The organism is Eudoraea adriatica DSM 19308 (assembly GCF_000382125.1).
GTDB lineage: Bacteria > Bacteroidota > Bacteroidia > Flavobacteriales > Flavobacteriaceae > Eudoraea > Eudoraea adriatica.
This window is the reverse complement of record NZ_KB907555.1, coordinates 77,697-101,762: the sequence shown is the minus strand read 5'-3', so window position 1 is coordinate 101,762 and position 24,066 is coordinate 77,697. Positions and strand designations below refer to the sequence as shown.

17 protein-coding genes and 1 pseudogene are annotated in these 24,066 nt (G+C 33.1%); 17 read left to right on the top strand and 1 reads right to left on the bottom strand.

Annotation, left to right across the window (positions count from 1 at the left end; genetic code table 11):
* The first annotated feature begins 393 nt into the window (after nucleotides 1–393).
* The 6 genes and pseudogenes from G504_RS0117490 (at nucleotide 394) to G504_RS0117445 (ending at nucleotide 8,767) form a co-directional block, all read left to right on the top strand.
* Nucleotides 394–1,425 carry an NAD-dependent epimerase gene (locus tag G504_RS0117490; RefSeq protein WP_019671495.1) on the top strand — a complete coding sequence of 344 codons (1,032 nt, stop codon included), beginning with the start codon at nucleotides 394–396 and terminating at the stop codon, nucleotides 1,423–1,425.
* Nucleotides 1,426–1,850: 425 nt separating this feature from the next.
* On the top strand, nucleotides 1,851–3,299 hold the full coding sequence (locus G504_RS0117485; protein ID WP_019671494.1) for an MBOAT family O-acyltransferase: 1,449 nt from the start codon (nucleotides 1,851–1,853) through the stop codon (nucleotides 3,297–3,299).
* Nucleotides 3,300–3,302: 3 nt separating this feature from the next.
* The gene (locus G504_RS0117480) at nucleotides 3,303–4,319 is read left to right on the top strand and encodes a hypothetical protein (RefSeq protein ID WP_019671493.1); all 1,017 of its coding nucleotides are present in this window, start codon (nucleotides 3,303–3,305) and stop codon (nucleotides 4,317–4,319) included.
* A 140-nt stretch (nucleotides 4,320–4,459) separates the two neighbouring features.
* The gene (locus tag G504_RS20035) at nucleotides 4,460–4,726 is read left to right on the top strand and encodes a UDP binding domain-containing protein (RefSeq protein WP_083930799.1); all 267 of its coding nucleotides are present in this window, start codon (nucleotides 4,460–4,462) and stop codon (nucleotides 4,724–4,726) included.
* Nucleotides 4,727–4,830: 104 nt separating this feature from the next.
* Nucleotides 4,831–6,106: pseudogene (locus G504_RS18950) on the top strand (nucleotide sugar dehydrogenase).
* A 693-nt stretch (nucleotides 6,107–6,799) separates the two neighbouring features.
* Nucleotides 6,800–8,767 carry an Ig-like domain-containing protein gene (locus G504_RS0117445; RefSeq protein ID WP_019671488.1) on the top strand — a complete coding sequence of 656 codons (1,968 nt, stop codon included), beginning with the start codon at nucleotides 6,800–6,802 and terminating at the stop codon, nucleotides 8,765–8,767.
* 568 nt (nucleotides 8,768–9,335) lie between these two features.
* Here G504_RS0117445 and asnB read toward each other — a convergent pair.
* Nucleotides 9,336–11,174: an asparagine synthase (glutamine-hydrolyzing) gene (gene asnB / locus G504_RS0117440; RefSeq protein WP_019671487.1), complete on the bottom strand. Its 1,839-nt coding sequence runs from the start codon at nucleotides 11,172–11,174 to the stop codon at nucleotides 9,336–9,338.
* Between the two features lie 1,202 nt (nucleotides 11,175–12,376).
* On the opposite strand from asnB, the gene G504_RS0117435 reads away from it, so the two are divergent.
* From G504_RS0117435 to G504_RS0117385, 11 genes are all read left to right on the top strand, one after another.
* A complete protein-coding gene (locus tag G504_RS0117435; protein ID WP_157473500.1) occupies nucleotides 12,377–13,564 on the top strand; it encodes an O-antigen ligase family protein in 1,188 nt (395 codons plus the stop codon).
* 68 nt (nucleotides 13,565–13,632) lie between these two features.
* Entirely contained in the window at nucleotides 13,633–14,655 is a 1,023-nt protein-coding gene (locus G504_RS0117430) for a glycosyltransferase (RefSeq protein ID WP_169336928.1), read from the top strand.
* Between the two features lie 726 nt (nucleotides 14,656–15,381).
* Nucleotides 15,382–16,506: a glycosyltransferase gene (locus G504_RS0117425; RefSeq protein WP_019671484.1), complete on the top strand. Its 1,125-nt coding sequence runs from the start codon at nucleotides 15,382–15,384 to the stop codon at nucleotides 16,504–16,506.
* Between the two features lie 39 nt (nucleotides 16,507–16,545).
* Entirely contained in the window at nucleotides 16,546–17,553 is a 1,008-nt protein-coding gene (locus G504_RS0117420) for a polysaccharide biosynthesis protein (protein ID WP_026348673.1), read from the top strand.
* On the top strand, nucleotides 17,554–17,982 hold the full coding sequence (locus G504_RS0117415) for a hypothetical protein (protein ID WP_019671482.1): 429 nt from the start codon (nucleotides 17,554–17,556) through the stop codon (nucleotides 17,980–17,982).
* Between the two features lie 51 nt (nucleotides 17,983–18,033).
* Nucleotides 18,034–19,170 (top strand): polysaccharide biosynthesis C-terminal domain-containing protein, encoded by a 1,137-nt coding sequence (locus G504_RS0117410; RefSeq protein ID WP_019671481.1) that lies wholly within the window; start codon nucleotides 18,034–18,036, stop codon nucleotides 19,168–19,170.
* 26 nt (nucleotides 19,171–19,196) lie between these two features.
* Nucleotides 19,197–20,333, top strand: a complete 1,137-nt coding sequence (wecB, locus tag G504_RS0117405) for a non-hydrolyzing UDP-N-acetylglucosamine 2-epimerase (protein ID WP_019671480.1) — start codon at nucleotides 19,197–19,199, stop codon at nucleotides 20,331–20,333.
* A 2-nt stretch (nucleotides 20,334–20,335) separates the two neighbouring features.
* A complete protein-coding gene (locus G504_RS0117400; protein ID WP_019671479.1) occupies nucleotides 20,336–21,520 on the top strand; it encodes a glycosyltransferase family 4 protein in 1,185 nt (394 codons plus the stop codon).
* 10 nt (nucleotides 21,521–21,530) lie between these two features.
* On the top strand, nucleotides 21,531–22,145 hold the full coding sequence (locus G504_RS0117395; protein WP_026348670.1) for a GNAT family N-acetyltransferase: 615 nt from the start codon (nucleotides 21,531–21,533) through the stop codon (nucleotides 22,143–22,145).
* Nucleotides 22,142–23,359 (top strand): DegT/DnrJ/EryC1/StrS family aminotransferase, encoded by a 1,218-nt coding sequence (locus G504_RS0117390; RefSeq protein WP_019671477.1) that lies wholly within the window; start codon nucleotides 22,142–22,144, stop codon nucleotides 23,357–23,359. Before G504_RS0117395 ends, G504_RS0117390 begins: the two co-directional genes overlap by 4 nt.
* Nucleotides 23,352–23,939 (top strand): sugar transferase, encoded by a 588-nt coding sequence (locus tag G504_RS0117385; protein WP_019671476.1) that lies wholly within the window; start codon nucleotides 23,352–23,354, stop codon nucleotides 23,937–23,939. Before G504_RS0117390 ends, G504_RS0117385 begins: the two co-directional genes overlap by 8 nt.
* Nucleotides 23,940–24,066 lie beyond the last annotated feature (127 nt).

The following is a 24,066-nucleotide window of genomic DNA, read 5'->3' as shown; positions in this document are numbered from 1 at the left end:
AAATGAAATGCATATTAATAGTATATCAACTCCTAGAACAAGCCATCTAGAGGCATATCTATGAGCATTATTTATTAGGTAATTTTTTATCATTCCTCCATTTTAAGGATTAGGTCAAAAATTCTTTTTAAATATGCTTTTATAAATGAACTTCCTAATTCTACATATATCCTTCATCCATGTCAAATTAAAAAGCGTTTTTACTGCTAATTTTGATATAAAGTTATTCGTATTCTTTGAGATTAGGAAAATTTAATACAATATTTCGCTAAAGGTATTGATAAAATCGGTTTAAGACTATTTCCAATCGAATGTTAGTTATTTTTTTGTTGTTCTGGGAAATCTTTAAATATTAAATTTACAAAATGTGATCCAAACGCTAAAAGGGAGGAAATGAAAATACTAGTTACCGGAGCAGCTGGCTTTATTGGGTATCATACTTCGAAAAAATTAATTCAAAATGGCCATGAAGTTGTTGGATTGGACAATATCAATGATTATTATGATATAAACCTAAAATATGGAAGACTCAATGACCTGGGTATTGAGAGAAAGCAAGCGAAAAAATTCAACTTCATTACGGTGAGCAAAATATTTCCCAATCCTTTCAAATTCATTCGGATGGATCTTTTACATAGCAATGCCTTAAAGGATCTTTTCATTAATGAAAAATTTGACGTGGTCTGTCATTTGGCTGCCCAAGCCGGAGTACGTTATAGTTTGGAAAATCCAGAGGCCTATGTAGATAGCAACATTGTGGGCTTTTTAAATATTTTAGAATGTTGTAGACACAATAAGATTAAACATTTAGTATATGCCAGTAGCTCAAGTGTATATGGATTGAATAAAAAAATACCCTTTGAAGTCTCTGACAATGTGGATCAACCAATCAGTTTATATGCCGCTACCAAAAAAAGTAATGAGTTAATGGCTCATACCTACAGCCATTTATATGGATTTTCAACCACAGGCCTGCGTTTTTTTACAGTTTATGGCCCTTGGGGTAGACCGGATATGGCGATGTTCCTTTTTACTGAAGCCATCATAAAAGGAAATCCCATTATGGTATTCAACAACGGCAATATGGAGCGGGATTTTACCTATATTGATGATATTGTAGAAGGAGTTGTAAAGGTGATAGAAACTCCTTTAAAAATACGTTCTATAAAAAAAGATACCTATAAAATTTATAATATTGGAAATAACAAATCGGTAAAGCTCATGGACTTTATTAAAGCTATAGAAAAGAGCTTGGGCATTAAAGCCAAAAAAGAAATGCAACCCATGCAATCCGGGGATGTAGTGAAAACCTGGGCAAATGTGGATGAGTTGATTAAAGATTATAAATACAGCCCTGGTACTCCAATAAAAAAAGGAGTGGATTCTTTTATCGACTGGTATAAAAAGTATTATAAATTTAAGTAATATAGTCCCAATAAACAGGGTAAACCAAGCGACTAAGACCATTGAAAAATCACAGAGGGATATCTACTATTTATTTTGTAAATCAGCTGATCGAAATAATCCATTTAATAGATATTGATAACCACGCGGATTAGGCGGCCTTAGGTGCCAAATGGAATTTTCTTCATTTTAAAATAGGCACAGCGGGACGACATTAAATTGGAGTAGAATCCGCTCATCGATATACTCTTCGTTTTAACGCATATATTTCAAGTTTATATATAAATTAACCTAATTTTACAAACAAATATTTAATCTTTCAAAGATGGCCAAGAGTATAAATCAACCCCTTTCAAAATTAATCAGCACAAAATTTACATGTCTGTTAGGCGTTAAATCGTAAGAAAAGACATTGCTATAAATTCAAACTAGAATTAGATTAATAGATGCTTTTTAACTCCATTGACTTTGCAATTTTCTTACCAATAGTCTTTATATTATATTGGTTCGTAGCTAACAAGAGTCTAAAACTTCAGAATCTTCTCATTGTGGCTTCGAGCTATCTTTTCTATGGCTGGTGGGACTGGAGATTTTTATCGTTAATACTATTTAGTACTATTATTGATTACACGGTTGGTCGAAACCTCAGAAAGGAAGAAAATCAAACCAAAAGAAAAATCTTACTTTGGACAAGTATTCTGGTAAACCTTGGATTTTTGGGATTTTTCAAATACTATAATTTCTTTCTTGATAATTTTATTTCCGCCTTTTCATTCTTTGGAACTGATATAAAGGCAAACTCATTGAATATTATCCTTCCGGTAGGAATCAGTTTTTACACCTTTCAAACATTGAGCTATACTATCGATGTCTATAAGCGCAAGATGGAACCGACCAAAGATTTTATTGCTTTTTCGGCCTTTGTAAGTTTCTTTCCCCAATTAGTGGCAGGCCCTATTGAAAGGGCTACACAATTGCTTCCTCAGTTTTATCAAAAAAGGACATTTGATTATTCCAGAGCCGTTGACGGTATGCGTCAAATTCTGTGGGGCTTGTTCAAAAAAATCGTAATAGCAGATAACTGTGCCGAATTTGCCAATCAAATATTCAATAATTCAGCGGAAATGAATGGGAGCACCTTGGCTTTAGGTGCTTTATTTTTCACTTTCCAAATCTATGGGGATTTCTCAGGTTATTCAGATATAGCAATAGGTACTTCCCGGCTTTTTGGATTTGACCTTATGCAAAATTTTAACTTTCCATACTTTTCGAGGGATATTGCCGAATTTTGGAGACGCTGGCATATTTCCCTTTCTACGTGGTTTAGGGATTATCTTTATATTCCTTTAGGTGGAAGTCGTGGTGGTACTTGGATGAAGGTCAGAAATACCTTTGTTATCTTCATAGTTAGTGGTTTTTGGCACGGAGCGAATTGGACATTTATTATTTGGGGAGCTTTGAATGCAATTTATTTTCTTCCTCTCTTGCTTACAAAAAAGAATCGTAGCAATTTGGATGTTATAGCTAAAGGAAAATATATTCCAAGTATAAAGGAACTTTCATTTATGTTGCTGACTTTTGTTTTGACCGTTTTTGCATGGATATTTTTCAGGGCACAAAATATTGGACATGCTTTCAGTTACATTTCAGAGATTCTATCCACGTCTTTTTTTGAGGTTCCTAGATTCACCGATAGGATTGACGCTTTAATAACACTGTGTCTTGTTTGCCTCTTCATATTGGTAGAATGGTTTGGACGTGAAGGACAGTATGCCATTGAAAAAATTGGACTAAAATGGAAAAGACCGATTAGATATGGTATGTATTACGCAATAATTATAGTAATCGTTTGGTTTGGCGGAAAAGAACAACAGTTCATTTATTTCCAATTTTAAAGTATGAAAAAGTTTTTATTCAAAATAATTGTTTTAACGATACCTGTAATCATTTTAGTCTTATTTGTTATCTGGATGGACTTTTTTAAAATATTTGGATTTCAAGATTATTATGCGACGCAAACAATCGGGTTGAATCGTGAGATGATTACGACCAAAACCTTTAATCATTATAGGGGAAAAGAAAACTTTGATTCCTTTATTTTTGGCAGTTCCAGGTCGCAAGCATTCAAATGCAAAAATTGGAAGTCTTATTTACAAGATAACGCAAATCCGTTTCATTTTGACGCCTCGGGTGAGGGTATATGGGGGATTTCAAAAAAAGTAGAATATATAGATGAACTTGGGGATATAATAAAAAATGCTTTGGTGGTAATTGATAGGGATGTATTAAAGGTAACATACGTTCGAGAAGGCCACTTGTTCATTTCTATGCCCAATGTTTCAAAATCTTCTAAATTTGATTATTATTCTGCTTTTTTGAAGGCTTCTTTAAATCCTAAATTCTTATTCGCATATTTAGATTATTCTATATTTAAAACATACAGGGATTATATGGGGCATTTGATCAACCATAACGAATATGACCACATCGTGAATAATAAGAATTGTGATATTTGGTATGGTGTCAACAAAGAAATTGAAAATGACTCCTTGGGTTATTATAACAAACAGCTTGCTAAAGGTGTCTTTTATGATAGACCCCTCCCAGAATTTACTAAATGCAAAGTCACCCAAGAGGAAATAGATCAACTAAATACCATTGAAGCTATATTTAATAAGCACAATACAAATTATAAAATCGTAATTGGTCCAACATACGATCAGGTGCCTTTGGAGGAGGAACAATTGAAATTATTAGAACTAGTCTTTGGAAAAGAGAATATTTATAATTATTCTGGAAATAATGAATTTACAGAACCCATTTCTAATTTCTATGAAACCTCACACTATAGACCACACGTAGCCAATGAAATAATGGCATTAATATATGATAGTAAAACGATTTCAAACAGATAGTAGCTCATTTTGAAAATTAAATCCATAAATCAAATAAAATGACTCGTCAACTTAATAGCTTTTTCGGACCATTTATTGGAATTTTACTGATGGCGATAATTATCTTTTATTACGCCGAATAAAATTTTGGTCTTCACGAACTGGGTTGTACTGGTTTATTCCCAGCCTTTTATGCAATTAGGGAACGTACAAAAAGGGGAACTACCATTCAGGCCTATGACCCAAAAGCCATGAAAGAAGCACAGCATATTTATCTAAAAGATGTGCCAAACATAAGCTATGACCATTCCAAATATGAAACATTAAAAGATGTAGATCGTATAACTCTATTGACGGAATGGAAAGAATTCAGATCTCGCGATTTCGAACAATTAAAAAGTCAATTAAAAGAGCTTGTGATTTTTTAGCTGTAATCAATACAATGATTCAAACCTGACAAAATGGGGCTTTGAATACTATCAAATTGGAAAAAAATAGGCATAAAATTTTAATTATTACCTAAAAAGTAAAGATGAGTAAGATAAAAATAGTGGTCATTGGATTGGGATATGTTGGGCTTCCCCTAGCTCGCCTGTTCTCAACAAAATATAGGGTCACTGGCTTCGATATCAATACAGGACGTATAGCGGAACTAAAATCTGGAACGGATAGCACGCTTGAACTGGAGGATGACGTTCTTCAATCGGTTTTGAAAGATATGCCGAATATTGAAACAGGGTTGTTCTGTACAAATGACCAAGATCTAAAAGATTGCAATTACTTTGTTGTAACTGTTCCAACTCCTGTTGACAGTACCAATTGACCTATTTTGACACCCCTATACAAATCCAGTGAAGCGGTGGGGAAAGTCTTGAAAAAAGGGGATATTGTAATTTATGAATCCACCGTATATCCTGGCGTAACCGAAAAAGAATGTGTCCCAATTCTAGAAAAAATAAGTGGTACAACTTTTAACAAGGATTTTTTCGTTGGGTATTCCCCTGAGCGAATTAATCCTGGTGATAAGGAACATACTGTAGAAAAGATTTTAAAAGTCACCTCGGGCTCAACTCCCGAAATTGGAAAAAAGTGGATCAATTATATGCTTCAGTAATCACCGCAGGTACTCACCTTGTCCCCTCAATTAGAGTAGCAGAAGCTGCGAAGGTTATTGAAAATTGACAACGTGATATCAATATTGCTTTTGTCAATGAACTGGCCAAAATCTTTAATTTAATGGATCTTGACACGCATGCTGTATTAGAAGCAGCAGGCACCAAATGGAATTTCCTACCCTTTAAGTCAGGCCTTGTCGGAGGTCATTATATTGGTGTAGACCCTTACTATTTGGCGCAAAAGGCACAGGAATACGACTATCATCCTGAAATTATCCTTACAGGCAGGCATATGAACAATGGCATGGGTAAATATATGACTTCCGAAGTGGTAAAATTAATGGTGCAAAAAGCCATTAAAGTAAAGGGGGCTAAAATTCTTTTTTAGGAATAACCTTTAAATAAAATTGCCCCGATGTTAGAAACACTAAAGCCGTTGATGTAATGAATAGCCTAAAGAGTTATGGTACAGAACTGTCAATTTTTGATTTCTGGGCCTCACCTGCCGAGGTACTACATGAATATGATTTAACTACCAGTCGCGAATTAAATCAGGATAAATTTGATGCAATAGTTTTGGCGGTAGCTCATAAAGAATTCCTGGATTTGCCTTTAAGAAAAATGCTAACAGATAAGGGTGTGATTTACGATGTAAAAGGTATTCTCAAGGACAAAGCCGATGCCTGTTTATAATATAAATAATTATTCATGACAAAAAAGATGACTAGTATTTTAAACTAAACATCAATTCCTGTTATATTCCTAGTATTCTCAGCCAATATTGTTTTCTTTAAACCAAGGGCTCTTTATTTAATATTCTTGGAAGCACAAAGCCGCTTAAATATTCCTCTATACTCAAACTATTGGCAAGTTCATTAACTAAATAAAATTTATCCAATTCTTCTGCTGAAAGATTCAATTCGCAACAATTGGCCTATTCACCAGTAATTTTTTGCATTAGTTTAAAATACAAGCTTATATTAGTCAATGGACTTTAAATATCACTTTTTGTCACAAAAAAATTTTTGTCTCAAATATCAAATTGACTTAAATATATTTCCTAGAGCAATTTCCAGTATTACCATGATTTAAGATAGTGAACTTCTCAAATGCAAAACTACATCCCAACTGTATTTGGTGAGGCTTAACTTATTTAAACTATTTAGTTAATTCTTCTTAAAAATTTAAATGATTTGTTAAAAAATAGTGCAGTTCGTCGAATAGGAGAATATTAGACATCTATTCTCATCTTTATGCCCGTAACTGACTTTGATCTTGAAAATGTAGTTCATCGAAAATAAAAGGGTTTTTACCGATGATATTGAAATTTTATTTAGATTTATCAAACCCAAATTTGATTATCATAATACTTAATTTAACTTACACATGAAATTAAATACCCCAATTCCCCCAAGCATGTTATGCCTTTTTTTTAGCATTATTACCCTCTTCTCTTGCAGCAAAGACTCTGATCTGATGGCTGATTACGTGTCATTAGACCCGGAAGTGCTAATTGGTAAGTATGTAAGGAGTGATGTTTATCAAATATCCATTGTTAGTAATTCGGAGGAGGATGGATTTGAAATCACTGTAAATGATGTTAGTTCGGAGAATAGTGGAAGCGCAGGCACAACCGTTAATGACGACTATCAAGTATCTTCGAGTGCCAGTATTGTTCTTGATGTTTTAGCTAATGACACTTTTATAGATCTGGAAAATGTTTCTATAATAGATACATCCCAACCTGACAATGGAGAGGTATTAATTAATTCAGACAATACGTTAACATACACGCCATCTTCAATTGAAACGAGTGTAAACACCTTTACATATACTGTTGAATTTGTTAATGCGGACGGGACCGTTGGCTCAGAAACCGCTACTGTCACTATTAATATTAATCCCACTTCTTCATTAAAACTTTCCGGACCAAATATTTTTTATGTTACTGTTAATGGAAGTAGTGGCAATGATGGTTCTTCAGAAGCTGGCGCATGGGATATTCAACATGCTTTTAAAACAGCTAAAGCAGGTGATTTTGTTTATGTAAAAGCTGGAAATTATGGAAATATAAATTTAAACACAGTCGCAGCTGGTACATCGGGTTCACCTATATCAATTATAGGATACAAAGACATTCCTGGTGATATTGTAGCAAATAATGGAACAACATTCACTTATGCTGATTATCAAGCAAATGGTAATCTTCTTGATTCTACTGAATACCCTCTTTTAGTAGGAACAAGGACAAATAATGCAGCTGCATTTCAATCTGCGGGAATAACAATTAATCATGCTAATTGGACGATTCAGAACTTTGGTTTTATGTATTTTGATTATGGTATTTTGATAAATGCGGGTGGGAAATATACAACTATTGATAATTTGATAGGGGCTTGGATGGGTGATTTTAATCCCGCAAATAGTTGGAATCCAACAGCTCCGGCAGCTAATGCCAATTATACCCCTCCGCTACCTGCTGGGGGAACATCTACATCTTTTGTTAATTTAAGAGGACAAGCTCTTTCTAGTCACGCAGATTATGTGACAATTACTAATAGTATTTGCATAAATGGTGGCGCAAGGGGATTCTCTTTACAGTTTAGTGATTTTTATACTGTGGATAATGTTGCTGCTTATTCTGATCAAAACGTTAATCCAACTGATTACTATATAATGGCCTATGATGTGCAAAACAGTATTTTTACTAATTTGACAGTAAAACGACTTGGAAATCTAACACATCAAGGGCATGGAATATCCTTAAAGAACAATTCCAATTATAACAGTTATAATAATCTTGAAATATACAATTGTGATTTGGAACTGAATATCTCTTGTACTAATAACTCATTTCAAAACTTCACTATAACAGGTGGTTCTGATGGTGGGAAAAGAGGTGGTATAATATTATCAAGTGGCTCCAATCATAACGTGTTTCAGAATGGAAGTTTAATAGGTACCGAAGGTATAAGATTTTGGGATGCATCGGAACCCGAAGGTGTGGGGACTATCATTAATGATACAGGTGATTACAATACTTTTACAAATATTGTGGTGCGCAATTCGTCTTACGATAATCAAGCTCCCATTGCATTTCATTGGATTTTACAAAATAAAATAACATCTACAGTCGACCATAATGAATTTTATAATTGCACCTTTGATGGGTCGAATTATGTATTCATGGTTGACAGGGTAAATTCTGGGACGAAATTTATAGATTGTTCATTTGTTAACATCTCAAAAGGTCTGAGAAGCAGCAAATATTCGACAAACGCTGCAATTCCTTTAGATGTTACATTCACAAACTGCACATGGGAAAATGTAAATTTCACACCTCCCAATAATTAGGAAAATAAATAATAGAATAAATCCTGCGTACTATTCTGGTGAATTCTTATTTTTTTTCTGGGGTTAATTTATTTTATCTAGTGTATTTTTTAGAATTTTGTTTCTAATATTAATAGATTCAATTATTTCCATAATTGTTTTATTATATTGTTGATTGGAGAAGGAATTAATCCTGTTGCAACTAGTTTTTTTTGATCTTATTGAAATATTCTAAGATGTTTTAACGAAGTTCATGTCCATTTTTCAGATGGATGCATAATATTAATTATAAGTTTTTATTTTACTCTTAGATATTATTTTATTTATATAAAGGTCAGAGGAAATAAAGAGTTATGAGGAATTAAAAACATTCAACAAAAATTACTTACAAAAATCTGATGGAAAAATTCTTCAATAATCTTGTATTAATTTCATTTAAGCTCGTAATAAATAATTGAGTTAGATTAATTTATCCGAGCTCAGTTTCACTTTAATGGGTATTTGACCAGTATTTTCAACATTGGTATTCTCTTGATAGACAGAAGAATAATTAATCATTTAAATATAAAATACCGTTAATTCAATTTATTCAGTCTATAAAAGTTCGAAACCATATCTCCACTTCCAATATTCTGAATAATAGTCTTGAATGGTCCTTCTTTTTTGATATAGTTAATTTTAGTAATTTTTCTAGGACACTTTTATTAAATAGTCGTCGATTATTCAAACTATCACTCAATAATATATCTTGAACCTTTTTACTATCAGCAAATATTTTTTCAATAGGTGTTTTAAAACCGATTTTACTTCTATTATAAATAATATTATCAGGAAGCAAATCTTCCATGGCTTTTCTATGGATATACTTACCCAATCCTTGTTGAATTTTATACTGTGCCGGAAGTTTAAAAACGAATTCTACTAATCTATAATCCATAAAAGGCAATCTACTTTCCAAAGAATACATCATTGATATTGCATCTCCGTACTGTAACAAATCTACAAGGCCATTTCTATGTTGCGCTTTCAACAATTTGTTTAGCCGGGTTTCTTTTCTATTAAATTTTATTTTTGGTACTCTAGAAGTAGTCTTTTTATATGGTTTAAGATAGTCGGAATAAACATATTCAGTTCCATCTAATTTCCTGTAAAATGATTTAGCCCAACCAGGTAAATAGTATCTTCCAAAAAGTAATATTGCTGTTTTAATTGACCATGATTTTTTAAATTCGTTTAACTCATATATCGCTTTTTTGAATTTCATTGAACTTATTAGATCAATAAAATAGTCAATAAAAATAGAGTCTAAATATCCTCCTAAAAGTTCATCTGCTCCTTGTCCTTCAAGTATAACAGTAAGCTTTTTTTTAGCCTCTTGGTTAATTTTACTAAGAGGAAAGATTGCAGGTGATGCATGCCCAGCTTCTAGGTGATAAATAATTTGATTCAGCCTCTTTAAAAAATCATCATATTGAACAACCACTCTATTTGATAGAAAATTATAATCCTTTCTCAAAGAATCAACAGTCCTATATTCATCATATTTTTCGTCAGGAAAACTAGCTGTATATGTGTTTATTTCCTGATTATAGATTTTATCTATTGTGCACACTATTGATGCAGAGTCCAAACCTCCTGATAATGTAGAACCCAGGGGTACATCGCTACGAAGTCTTATTTTGACCGCATCATTAAATAAGTGCTTATATGCTTCTAGTACTTCAGGCCAATTTGTATTTTTATCAACTTTATTTGGGTAATCCCAATATTCATAAATACTATATTTGCCTTGTTTTATTATTAAGTTATGGGCAGATGGTAATTTATATATACCTTCAAACCAGGATTCAATATTTTGTGCTCCAACTGACTCTCTACAAAAAGCAGAAATAGCATTATAATTAGGTTTTTTTAATTCTGGAAAATATTCTAAAATAGATTTTATTTCTGAAGCAAATACAAAATTACCTTTAAATAAGGTATAGTAAAATGGTTTGATTCCGAATCGATCCCTTGAACAGAATAGTGTGTCTTTTTCTTTATCATAAATTGCTAAGGCCCACATTCCATTGAATTTCCTAACGCACTCTTCACCCCATAAATCATAGGAAGCCGTAATTACTTCTGTATCAGACTCAGTGGTAAATTTATACCCTGCAATTTGAAGTTCTTCTTTTAGTTCTATATAATTAAATATTTCACCATTAAAAACTACGGCAAAAGAAAGGTAATGGAAAGGTTGATTTGCAGAATCGGACAGATCCAATATGGATAACCTTGCATGAGCTAATCCTACATAGGGTGATAAAAGCTCAGACAAACGAACATTTGGCCCTCTATGATTTACCTTTTCAATAGAATTTTGTAATTTATCCTCACAGACTTTATTTTCTTTTCTTAAGTTGATAACACCAAAAATGCCGCACATTAATTTTTTGTTTAATTCTAGAACTATGTTCCTTGATCAATATACATTGACTGATTATAATTTTCCATAAACATAAGCACATGGAATTTTTAACCGCTATTTTAATCGTTCAATAATACGATTTTTATTGGAAAGGAATAAAATCTTTTCCAAGGTGATCAAAAGTTTCGTTAAACAACCAATTAATCCTTCTAATTGCTTTTGACAATGATAAAAGGATACTTAAATAATATAGAAAAATTATTCTTCCCTGTTTATAAATATTAATTTATTAATAACTTCAAGCTTTACTCTGATTTTTCGGTTAATGATCCTTTAAAATAAGGAAGATGAAATTTTCCAGATAAATCTACTTAGGTAAATGGCACTCTAGTAATTAATAGCGATTAGACTATTTCCTAAACCTCTTCTAAGAGATAAACGTGAAATTTCCGACGTAAACTTAATACAATTTCAATTTGCAATTATCTATTTAAATCTACGCATGCGTTCATCCATTCTTTTTGGATAAGTTAAAACCTCTTATCGATATCCTCTTCTCTTTAACCTATATTTTATGAATTTATATTCTAATTAACTTTTTTTGCAAAAAACTAAATGATAAAAGCCGGAGTGGAAAATGGTACTAAATAAAATTTTGAGAATATTTCTTTTCTGGGATTATAACAATTAGGGCCTAGATTCAAATAATCAACTGGTCAAAACGTAACTAGATACTGAAATAAATTTGATTGTTTCGCTGATAGAAGGAAATATGAATTATATGGACAAAACATGTATTGGCATAAGATTAATAGGGTTCGTAAAAAAGTCCTATATATCTTATAAGATTAACTACAGTTAAAAGAAAATCGTTTACAGCCAAAATAAGTTTATAACATAAAAGTAATTTTGAAAGTATAATATGATGTATCTCACTACTATTAGGAACATGTGCAATTTTATAAAAACATGGTTTAAGTAATGGTTATTTTATCATCCTATTCCACATCTAAAAATATATTTAGATAAAAATAAGCCTATAAGAATAAAGTTAAAACAAATTTTTTGGAAAATACACCTAATAATATTTATAAATATAATTGTTCTCAATTTAATCTAAATAATGTCCGCTATTCCATTATTTTTACACCTAAGTTTATATCAGAAAGAATAGCTCAAAAATTAGCGAAATTCAGAATTAATTTCTAAAATATATTAAATTGAATCGTCAACTTCATAAAATATTTGGTCCATTTATCGGAATTTTACTGATGGCGACTATTATCTTTTATTATGCCGGATTAGATTTGGGCCTTCAGGATGTAGGTTTTAATATTTTGTTCCCTATACTATTTGTCTTAACATTTGTATTCGACAAAGGTGCATCAATATATATGTATAAAGAAACTATTCTGTTTTTCCTGTTTTTAATACTTGGCTTTACTTCCGTATTTTATACCAATATTGACATGCATCTATTTGATATATTCATCTATAAAATTCTTGCTGCTTTTATGGGTGCCTATATTGGTATTGGGCTTTATAATAATTTAAATTTAGAAGATTACTTTCACATAGCCTTTATTTGCTCATTAATAATAATAATATACTTTGAGTATAGTTTCGGTAACTTTGATCCCATTACTTTCTATGCACCAACCGCTTCAAGGGGTGATTTTGGCTACAATGCCAACTATTATTCATATATGAGCCTTTTTGCAAATTTCTCCATTTTTAGATTATACCTCAAGTATAAAAATATTTGGACGACCATAGGATTGATCCTAATACCTTGCTTAGGGCTGGCAATTTCTTTTACCACCCAATCAAGGTCAGGTTTAACATTCATTCTACTTATTAACGCCTTGTTTTGGTTTTGGGTGAATAAACCTAAAATCAGAATTCCCTTTCATTCAATTATTCGAAGAGTCCTATTGTTTATCTTTACGATGTCCTTTTTATATCAATTTTACAGTTTTTATGACAATTCAAAGATAAAGAATCGCATGTCCACCACAATAAGTGAAGACGAAAGAGGCCATCTAGCAGAAAAAGGTCTTGAGGTTTTTTTGAATCACCCTTTTCTAGGGGTTGGTGTTGGTAACTTCGCCAATTATAACAGTACAAGGGCAATCACTCACAACACCTATGTAGAAGCACTAGCCGAGCATGGCTTTTTTATAGGTTCCTTGATGATTATTGTTTTTGTTTTACCCATTTTTAAGTCCTACAAATTATTTTCACGTCATAGATCTAATCCCGAATACAAATTATACTTGTTGTTCTTTTTGGTGTTTTTTCTCCATAATAATATTTATGTTTTTTATAAGGCTAGTTACGCTATGATGTACTTCTTCCTGTGGTTAGGTATTTATTACAAGAGAGTTGAAACAAAAAAATACAAATAATGATCAACATTGCATTTTTAGTAGGGAACACCTCTATGCATGGGGGAATAGAACGAGCTACTTCAATTTTGGCAGATCAGTTCATTGGAAAAAATCTGGCAAAAGTTTCCGTAATCGGTTTTCATCCCAAAACCGAGGATAATGGTTTTAATTGGAACAAAAATGTAGGCCTTTATGACTTATTGGATAAGCCTGAATCAATGAAGACTGGATTTTTTAAGGCCATTCCTAGGCTCCGTAAATATCTTAATGAAGAACATGTTGATATTTTGATAGCATGCGGTCATTTGCACGCTCCATTAGCTGGCATGGCCTGTTTAGGAATCGATACTAAAATGATCTATTGGTCTCATTCAAGTTTTCATGGCGAGCCAAGTCCATTTAAAAGAATGAGTGAAATACTTGGTGGTATTCTTTCTTATACTGTCGTCACACTTACTAAAGCGGATGTCCTAAATTATAAAAGAAAAACTTTTGCAACTAAAGTAGTACAAATCTATAACCCATTAGACCAAGAGCTATTCTCCATTGAAAAAGCTTATAATCCGGAAACCAAAAAAATAATAAGCGTAGGCAGACTGGCAGATCCTAAAAACTTTGATACTCATTTATTAGAAGTTGCAAGTTTAGTGCTAAAACAAAACCCTGATTATACCTGGCACATTTATGGTAAAGGACACTTGGAAGATAGCATAAGGAAAAATATAGCTAAGTTTGGTTTAAATGGCAAAGTCATACTAGAAGGAAATGTAAATAATCTTTATCAGCAATATTCAAAACATTCAATAATGGTAATGACCTCTTCTTATGAAGGTTTTCCCATGTCATTGATGGAAGGGATGGCAATGTCTCTTCCTTTAGTAAGTTTTAACGTCCCCACAGGTCCAAACGAAATTATTCAAGATGGAATAAATGGATTTTTGATTCCGCCTTTTGATTGCAATAAAATGGCTGATAGGATTAACGAACTAATCCAAAGTACCGAATTACGATTGAGTTTCTCTAAAAAAAACCTATCAATATTAAACAATTTCAAAGTTGAGGATACAATAGTCAAGTGGGAGTCGTTAATTGCAAAAATTACATCATGATTCAATACTTATCCTGCATTTAATCATAATTATAATTAACCAAATCACCTTTAACCTCGTTCCTTTAAGAGCACTATAAGTCTACAAGGATAATAACCAAATTCAAAACTAACGCCTCATAATGAAAGTATTCCTTATTAATAAATTTGTCTGGCTGATCAATTATACTAATATAGATTTTTTATTTGTTGTATTTCAGATTAAATCAAATAGAAAAATCATTTATAAAAAATACCATTCGTGTTGAATGCTATCTCTTATATTAAAATTATACATTTTCTACCTTCGTATGACTGATTATAATTAAAAGCATATTATATTATCAGCATTAAGGATAATGAAATGCCTGTTGAAAAACATATTTATTCCATTATAAATTGAATTCCAAATAGTTGAAACCAATGTATTATAAGTCAATTCTCTACTAAACCAGAAATAATTAGAAACAAAGCCATCTTAAATTAAAAAAAAGACTCTATAAAAACCAAGATATTTATATCAAAACTATACAAAAACAAAATTCTAGATGACCAATTTTCTATAGCATTATGCAAGAACAGAATCTGAATTCTCTTCGAGCAATGGCGTCTTTTAACTCTCTTAATCGTAAATACTATTATTTTACTCCGAATTTTTATGCATCATATTATTTTATCACTAGTTTTGAAGACTTTCTTGCTTTCAAGCAGTATAAAATATCTCTAAAATCTTTATTATAAATTATAAATGAAAAAAATTGTTGTGATTTATCCAGGATTCCCACATTATAGAAGTGGAATCATTGAGGAATTAATTAATTCCAAAAAATATAAATTCATTTTTGCTGGAGATAGAAAGGGCTACAATAATGTAAAACCATACATTTTTAAAGATTCAGAAATATTTAGAAACTTCAATTATTTCAAGTTAGGTCGATTTCAATTCAACAGAGGCTTATTGAAATTTATCATTAGAAATAAATTCGATGGAGCGATTGTTCATGCCACGCCTTATTGTTTATCAATAATATTGGCAACATTATTGTTGAGATTTAGAGGTGTCCAAGTATTCAATTGGACTCATGGCATTTTAAGGGATAAAAAAAATCTAAAAAATAAGACTTATTATTATTTTTATAAATTTTTCTTTGATGGGCTATTGCTATATAGCAATAATGCTAGAAGGAATCTTCTTAATTTTGGATATAGCGATGAACGGATTAAATTGATTTACAACTCTTTAGACTATAAAAAGCAACTAAAATTAAGAGGAGTTCTCTCTGAAGAAATGAGAGTTGCTATTAGAAAAAAGCTTTTTGCAGACCCACAAAATTATCAGCTCATATTTATAGGAAGGCTAACCCCCCCCAAAAAACTATCTCAGGTTATAGAAGTAATCGATTCGCTTAAAAATGATGGTATTGCGATAAATCTACTTTTAGTAGGTGATGGTATAGATAAGGAGAGTCTACAAAAACAAGTAATATCCAAGGGACTTGAAAAGAATGTTTGTTTTTATGGCGCTTCGTATGATGAAAAGGTCAATTACGAACTAATAGCTTCGAGCGATTGCTGTATTGCACCAGGCGAAATCGGTTTAACAGCAATGCACTCGTTGATGTTTGGTGTGCCTGTTATTTCACATAATAATGGAAACAATCAGGGACCCGAATATGAAGCAATAATTCCAAATGTAAATGGTGAATTATTTGAGATGAATAATATTGAAGACCTTAAAGAAAATATCATTAAAATTAGAAAGAGGCAAATGATTACATCTATCGAATCAATAAGGGAAAATTGTTATAAAATTATAGATAAATTCTACAATCCATATTATCAAAAAAGCGTTATTGATAAGATTTTTGATTGACCGATTAGTAGAATTTTAAAGTGATTAACTTATAGTTTAATGATGTTCAAGAATAAAACACTACTCATAACGGGCGGTACAGGTTCCTTTGGAAATGCTGTCCTAAACCGTTTTTTAGAAACCGATATAAAGGAAATACGCATTTTTAGTCGTGATGAAAAAAAACAGGATGACATGCGTAATCGACTCAAAAACAAGAAGGTAAAGTTCTACATAGGGGATGTGAGGGATTATAATAGCATTGCAAAGGCCATGCGAGGCGTTGATTTCGTTTTCCATGCAGCTGCCTTAAAACAGGTTCCTTCCTGTGAATTTTTCCCTATTGAGGCCGCTAAAACCAATGTATTCGGTACTCAAAATACCATAGATGCAGCGGTAGCGAATAATGTAAAACGTATTATCTGCTTGAGTACCGATAAGGCCGCTTACCCCATAAATGCCATGGGTATTAGTAAGGCCTTGATGGAAAAAGTGGCCGTAGCAGCATCAAGAAACATTCATGAAGATAGTACCATTGTCTGCTTAACGCGCTATGGCAACGTAATGGCTTCCAGGGGATCGGTGATTCCGTTGTTTGTTAAACAGATTGAAGAGAAAACTCCCCTTACCGTAACCGATCCTAATATGACCCGTTTTTTAATGTCTTTGGAGGACGCTGTAGATTTAGTTCTGTTCGCCTTTGAAAATGGGAACCAGGGCGATCTTTTTGTAAATAAGGCTCCTGCCAGTAGCATTGGAGATCTTGCCCAGGTTATAAAGGATATTTTTAAAGCAGACAATGACATAAAGGTGATTGGGACACGACACGGTGAAAAATTATACGAGACCCTATGTACAAGGGAAGAAATGCAGAAAGCCGAGGATATGGGTGAATTTTATCGTATACCTGCCGATAATCGTGATTTAAATTACAGCCGATACTTTTCTGAAGGTGTAACAGATATAAGTGCCATTTCCGATTACCATTCCCACAATACTACCCAACTTACGAATGATGAGTTAAAACAGGTTTTGCTAAATCTTGATTATATCAAAGAGAATCTTTAAATGGCTTACCATAACCTAATTCAAGGGTCAAAATATACAGATGATCGAGGCCAGCTCAATTTTTTTAACGCTTTTAATTTGGAATCGGTTGTTAGATTCTATGAAATAAAACCAGACAATACAGATATTATCAGAGCATGGCAAGCCCATAAGGAAGAAATGAAATGGTTCTATTGCCACACAGGGGCATTCCTGTTGTATCTTGTGGTTGTCGATGATTTTGAGAATCCTACTGGCTTGCTAAAACCAAAAAGAATTATATTAGAGGCTAAAAATCCCATGATTTTAGAATTATCCGGAGGTTATGCTACGGGATTAAAGGCCATATATGAAAATTCCACCTTACAAGTGTTTTCAAATTTCAGCTTAGAAGAATCAAAAAACGATGATTTTCGTTACCCTATCGAAAAATGGGATGCCAAATGGTAATTACCAATAAAATTGCTGTTCTTTGTTCCAAATCGATTAATGCTACCCTTGATGAAGAAAAGAATTGGTATAACCGGTCAGGCAGGATTTGTAGGCAACCACCTCTACACCACCCTTTCATTAAGTGATACAGTAACCCTGATACCCTTTGAAAGAATTTTCTTCGACAATAGTGCACTCCTCAAAAATTTTGTTGTACAATGTGATGTAATTGTTCATCTGGCCGCAATGAACAGGCATAAGGATGCACAGGTAATATATAATACCAACCTGGAGTTGGTCTCTAAATTAATAGTAGCCTGCAATGATCAAAAAGTAAAGCCTCACATCATTTTTTCCTCTTCGTCCCAGGAAGAGCGTGATAATCTTTATGGGAAATCCAAAAAAGAAGGCAAGGAAAAGTTTATGGAATGGGCTTCCAAAAATGGGGGTGAATTCACGTCTTTAACCATTCCCAATGTGTTTGGCCCTTTTGGTAAGCCCAACTACAATTCGGTAGTTGCCACATTTTGTCATAAAGTGGCCCACAACGAAGAACCAACAATTATAAATGACAGCGAGGTTGGCCTTATCTATATCAATGAATTGGTCCAAGTTTTTATTGATGCGATAAATCATAAAGCTGATACGATCCAAATTGGTAAAAATAGCTATGAAGTAAATATTCTTCCTTCTAGCAAAAAGAAAGTCTCGGAAATATTGAACCTTTTGTTGGGATACAAAAACCGCTATATGGAAAATGGGGTTTTCCCCAACCTGGAAGATGCCTTCGAAAAGGCCCTGTTCAATACATTCCGATGTTACATACCCAAAAGTCATTATCCGGTTAAATACACTAAGCATACCGATAATAGAGGTAGCTTTGTGGAGATAGCAAGAACACAGACCAGCGGTCAGTTTTCTTATTCAACTACAGTGCCCGGAATTACGCGTGGTAACCACTTTCACACCCGAAAGGCAGAACGCTTTGCGGTGATCAGTGGAAAAGCGCTAATCCAACTTCGAAAAATTGGAACTGGGAAAGTCATTGACTATTATTTGGATGGTAAAGAACCGGCTTATGTAGATATGCCTATTTGGCATACACACAATATAAAAAATATCGGGGATGAGGAGTTGATTACCTTATTTTGGATCAACGAACCTTATGACCCCGAAGATGCAGATACTTATTTTGAAGATGTTTAAATTTAAACAATCATAAAATTAATACGTTGAAAAAACTAAAAGTCTTAACCGTTGTAGGTACCCGACCAGAAATAATTCGCCTTGCCTGTGTCCTGAATGCATTGGATGCCAATGAGGCAATTGATCATACCCTAGTACATACGGGTCAAAATTATGACTATGAGTTGAACGAAATATTTTTCGATGACCTGGGTATTCGTAAACCGGATTATTTCTTGAATGCCGCCGGTAAAAATGCTACAGAAACAGTGGGCAATATTCTTATTAAGGTTGACCCGCTTTTAGAAGAAATCAAACCGGACGCTTTTTTAGTTCTGGGAGATACCAATAGTTGTCTTTGTGCCATTCCCGCGAAAAAGCGAAAAATTCCCATTTTTCATATGGAGGCCGGTAACAGGTGTTTTGATCAAAGGGTTCCTGAAGAGACCAATAGAAAAATCGTTGATCATGTGTCCGATATAAATTTGACCTATAGCGATATTGCCAGGGAATATCTACTAAGAGAAGGCCTACCTGCTGATCGGGTAATTAAAACAGGAAGCCCAATGTTTGAAGTTTTGGGTACGTTCAAGGATAAAATCAAGAATTCAAATGTTCTGGAGAAACTTAAACTGGAAAAACATAAATTTTTTGTAGTCTCCGCACACAGGGAAGAAAACATAAACAATCCCAGGAATTTTGAAGGATTGATTACTTCTTTAAACTTAATTGCCGAAAAATACGACTTTCCAGTAATCGTATCCACACATCCTCGAACGCGAAATATGCTTGACGCCAAAAAATTGAAAACACATGAAAACATAAGATTCTTGAAGCCCTTGGGATTTTCTGATTATAATGCGCTACAATATCATTCTTTTGCCGTACTTTCAGATAGTGGTACAATATCAGAAGAATCGTCGATATTAAATTTTAGGGCGCTGAACATACGTGAAGCACATGAAAGGCCAGAAGCAATGGAGGAGGCCTCTGTAATGATGACAGGTATGAATCCGGAACGGATTTTACAGGCTTTGACCACCCTGGAAACCCAGGATAGAAATCCTAGGCGGAACTTTAGAGAAGTTGCAGATTATTCAATGCCAAACGTTAGTGGGAAAGTTGTAAGGATTATTATTTCATACGTTGACTATGTCAATAGAGTGGTCTGGTCTAAATATTGAATATGATACTAGTAATTTCAGCTGTCTTCCCACCAGAACCCATTGTTTCCGCTAATTTATCGTATGATCTAGCAACGGAATTATCCAATAAGGGTAATGAAGTAACGGTAATTTCCCCAAAACCTAGTAGGCCTTATGGTCATGTTTTTATAAACGAAATAAATACAGCAGTTAAGTTCAACCATATTAAATTAGACTCTTATATCAGTCCAAAATCAAAATTATTTGGGCGTTTTATTGAAAGCTATAGCTTTGGTCGGTATTCCAAGAAATTCATATCGCAACATTACGAAGAAATAGAAGTTGTGTACATCAATACTTGGCCCTTATTTGCCCAATATTATGCAGTAAAAACTGCAAAAAAGTATTCAATTCCCATTGTTCTGCATATTCAAGACATATATCCCGAGTCCTTGACCAAAAAACTTCCTTCTATCCTAGCCCAAATTGTTCAACTAAGTTTCGTTCGTTTTGATAAATTCAATTTAAAAAACGCAACTAAAATCATTGCAATATCAGATAACATGAAAAAATTCTTAGAAACTAAAAGAAAAATTGCTTCTCAAAAGATAGATGTAGTTCGAAATTGGCAAAATGACGAAAAATTTATAGGCTTTAAGCCCAAGATAAGGAAAGAAAACAATCCATTTACTTTTATGTACGTAGGGAGTATAAGTGCTAGTGCAGGTGTTGACCATATTATTAAAGCTTTCAAAGCCATTGATAATAAAGACAACGTAAGGCTTATAATTGCTGGTTCAGGCTCCGACAAAGAAAAATGCAAGAAGCTCGCCTCAAATAGTGCGTTAATAGAATTTTGGGATGCTCCTTATCATGAGATTGCAGAAATACAATCCAAAGCCGATGTATTACTTCTTAGCTTAAAAAAAGGGGTTGGATTAACCGCCAGCCCTTCAAAATTTACAGCTTATCTTTTTTCCAAAAAGGCGGTAATCGCTAGTCTGGATTTGGAATCGGATACAGCAAAAAGCATAGAGGAATCTGGTTGTGGTTACGTATGTCTTCCCGAGGATATAACAGATTTGTCCAACACTATGGACGAAGTTTCTAGGATAAATCTTGAAAAACTGGATAAAATGGGTCAGAAAGGCTATCTATATGCTCTAAATAATCTATCAAAAAAAGAAAATCTCAAAAAAATTACTGAATTAATCCTAAATAACTGATTTAACATAAGTGGCATTAAAAATGAGAACATGTCAATTAAATATAAACCAAATAAGCAAAGTGGTAGAACTACATGAATTAGCCTTTAAGGGCTTTTTCTTAACAGAACTTGGCACTTCATTCCTTAATCAGTATTACAAATCGGTAATTCAGAGCGAGAAAGCATTAAATCTTGGAGTTTTTGATGAAAACTCAAAATTGCTGGGATTTGCAATTACCGCAAAAAATTCAAAGGGTTTCAATAAGTCCATAATCAAACAGAATTTTCTTGGTTTTTTAGGAATTGCCTTCAAACTATTGATATTGAAACCAAAAGCTATTTACCGTCTTTTTATAAATCTGGAAAAAAAGTCGCCTGATATCAAAGATGATAAAGGAAATTATAGCGAATTGTTATCAATAGCAACACATCCAAACAAGCAAGGGCTTGGAATTGGCAAAAAATTACTCATTGAAACTGAAAAACAATTGAAGTCCGAAGGATATGATAAACTGGCATTGACTACTGATTATCACAATAATATAGATGTTATACGATTTTATGAAAAAAGTGGTTATTCTATATACTACGATTTCATCACATACCCTACCAGAAAAATGTATAAATTAATAAAAACAATATGATCCCATTTTCACCACCATATATAGATGATTCCATTATCAATGAGGTCGTTGATTCCTTAAAATCAGGTTGGATTACTACGGGCCCAAAAGTAAAACGCTTAGAGGAAGAAGTTTCACGTTATGTCGACATACCGAATGTTCTGTGCATCAATTCATGGACTTCTGGGGCAATAATGATTTTAAGGTGGTTGGGATTAGAGAAAGGGGATGAAGTTATAATCCCGGCTTATACCTATAGTGCAACCGCCCTTGCGGTAATTCACGCCGGAGGCACACCAATTTTAGTTGATGTGGGGGAAGACTTTAATATTGATATTCAGAAAATTAAAAAAACCATTACCGCTAAAACCAAGGCCATAATGCCTGTTGATTTTGCTGGATATCCTTGTGATTATGATGAATTGAAAGCTATTGTCGAAAGTGCGGATGTAAAAAGCAAGTTTAATCCTACATCAGAAAACCAAAAAAAATTAGGAAGAATATTAATACTATCGGATGCGGCGCATTCATTGGGAGCGCTTTATAAGGGTAATAGTGTTGGCCCTCAAGCCGACATCACTATTTTTTCATTTCATGCTGTTAAGAATATTACTACGGCAGAAGGTGGGGCAATAGCCATAAACCTTCCACAACCTTTCGATAATTTAGAATTGTATAAGGATTTGAGAATGATGTCCCTAAACTGTCAAACAAAAGATGCTTTCAGTAAATCAAAAGCAGGTGGATGGCGCTATGATATTGTCGGGTTGGGAATGAAAATAAACATGGCCGATGTAAACGCTGCTATTGGATTGGGCCAAATTCGACTTTATGAGGGACTTCTCGACCGTAGGAAAGCAATTTTTAATCGTTATGTAAACAACTTTTCAAAATTATCTTGGGCTATTATTCCCCCTCACCGTAATAATAACAAGGAATCTTCTTATCATATATTCCCGATTAGAATAAAGGACTTCGGGGAAGATAAGCGAGATAAAATGATTGAGTTGATTACCGAAAAGGGAGTCGCAGTGAATGTTCATTTCATTCCTTTGCCCCTGCTAAGCTACTTCAAAGGACTTGGTCATGAAATTGATGAATACCCTGTTGCCTATCAAAATTTCATTCATGAAATAAGTCTGCCAATATATCCACAATTAACGGATGACGAGGTTGATATTGTATCAAAAGCCGTAATAGCTTCATACAACCAAATCATAAAAAATAATGGCTAAAAGATTTTTTGATTTTATCTTATCATTATTTGGAATAATATTGCTATTCCCCTTTTTAATAATTCCTGCTATATTAATACCTCTGGGTTCTAAAGGTGGTATTTTTTATAGGCAAACAAGGGTTGGTCGATACAACAAGGATTTCAAATTGATCAAATTTCGTACAATGAAAGTGGAATCTGATAAATCAGGATTATTGACTACAAGTTCAAGAGACCCTAGAGTTACTAAAATTGGATATTATTTAAGAAAATATAAAATAGATGAATTCCCCCAACTAATTAATGTTTTATTTGGCGACATGAGCTTAGTCGGACCCAGACCCGAAGTGAGAAAGTATGTAAAATTTTACACTGAAGAGCAAATGAAAGTTTTGGACTATCGACCCGGTATTACAGATGTAGCTTCAATAAAATATAGTAATGAAAATGAAATTCTCGAAGGTAAAGAAAATCCCGAGAAATTTTATATCGAGGAGATTATGCAGGATAAGCTGAAACTCAATTTGGCCTATCTTGAGAGTCAAAATCTATTTTCAGATATAAAAACTATATTTAAAACTTTTATGAAAATATTTTAAAAAGTAGCGCTTTAAGTTACATGATTTGGTTTTTTAATTAATAAAATACAAAGTTCCATCGCGTAATTATAATTTTAGAATATCTCCATTGGATGGACTTTTAAATCACAAAAATTTTTATTCTACT